This window comes from Aliivibrio sp. 1S175, from assembly GCF_001690985.1.
GTDB lineage: Bacteria > Pseudomonadota > Gammaproteobacteria > Enterobacterales > Vibrionaceae > Aliivibrio.
Map to the genome: position 1 here is coordinate 1 of NZ_MAJS01000004.1, position 1,587 is coordinate 1,587.

At 52.4% G+C, this 1,587-nt stretch carries 1 rRNA gene; it reads left to right on the top strand.

The features are described from left to right. The first annotated feature begins 7 nt into the window (after positions 1-7). Positions 8-1,550 (top strand): 16S ribosomal RNA (locus tag A6E06_RS00695). Positions 1,551-1,587 lie beyond the last annotated feature (37 nt).

The window sequence follows — 1,587 nt, forward strand, 5'->3', positions numbered from 1 at the left end:
AAAACTTTAATTGAAGAGTTTGATCATGGCTCAGATTGAACGCTGGCGGCAGGCCTAACACATGCAAGTCGAGCGGTAACAGGAATTAGCTTGCTAATTCGCTGACGAGCGGCGGACGGGTGAGTAATGCCTGGGAATATGCCTTAGTGTGGGGGATAACTATTGGAAACGATAGCTAATACCGCATAATGTCTTCGGACCAAAGAGGGGGATCTTCGGACCTCTCGCGCTAAGATTAGCCCAGGTGAGATTAGCTTGTTGGTGAGGTAAGAGCTCACCAAGGCGACGATCTCTAGCTGGTCTGAGAGGATGATCAGCCACACTGGAACTGAGACACGGTCCAGACTCCTACGGGAGGCAGCAGTGGGGAATATTGCACAATGGGCGAAAGCCTGATGCAGCCATGCCGCGTGTATGAAGAAGGCCTTCGGGTTGTAAAGTACTTTCAGTCGTGAGGAAGGGTGTGTAGTTAATAGCTGCATATCTTGACGTTAGCGACAGAAGAAGCACCGGCTAACTCCGTGCCAGCAGCCGCGGTAATACGGAGGGTGCGAGCGTTAATCGGAATTACTGGGCGTAAAGCGCATGCAGGTGGTTCATTAAGTCAGATGTGAAAGCCCGGGGCTCAACCTCGGAACCGCATTTGAAACTGGTGAACTAGAGTGCTGTAGAGGGGGGTAGAATTTCAGGTGTAGCGGTGAAATGCGTAGAGATCTGAAGGAATACCAGTGGCGAAGGCGGCCCCCTGGACAGACACTGACACTCAGATGCGAAAGCGTGGGGAGCAAACAGGATTAGATACCCTGGTAGTCCACGCCGTAAACGATGTCTACTTGGAGGTTGTGGCCTTGAGCCGTGGCTTTCGGAGCTAACGCGTTAAGTAGACCGCCTGGGGAGTACGGTCGCAAGATTAAAACTCAAATGAATTGACGGGGGCCCGCACAAGCGGTGGAGCATGTGGTTTAATTCGATGCAACGCGAAGAACCTTACCTACTCTTGACATCCACAGAAGAGACCAGAGATGGACTTGTGCCTTCGGGAACTGTGAGACAGGTGCTGCATGGCTGTCGTCAGCTCGTGTTGTGAAATGTTGGGTTAAGTCCCGCAACGAGCGCAACCCTTATCCTTGTTTGCCAGCACGTAATGGTGGGAACTCCAGGGAGACTGCCGGTGATAAACCGGAGGAAGGTGGGGACGACGTCAAGTCATCATGGCCCTTACGAGTAGGGCTACACACGTGCTACAATGGCGCATACAGAGGGCTGCAAGCTAGCGATAGTGAGCGAATCCCAAAAAGTGCGTCGTAGTCCGGATCGGAGTCTGCAACTCGACTCCGTGAAGTCGGAATCGCTAGTAATCGTGAATCAGAATGTCACGGTGAATACGTTCCCGGGCCTTGTACACACCGCCCGTCACACCATGGGAGTGGGCTGCAAAAGAAGTGGGTAGTTTAACCTTCGGGAGGACGCTCACCACTTTGTGGTTCATGACTGGGGTGAAGTCGTAACAAGGTAGCCCTAGGGGAACCTGGGGCTGGATCACCTCCTTAAACGATAGATTACGATTTATGAGTGTTCACACAGATT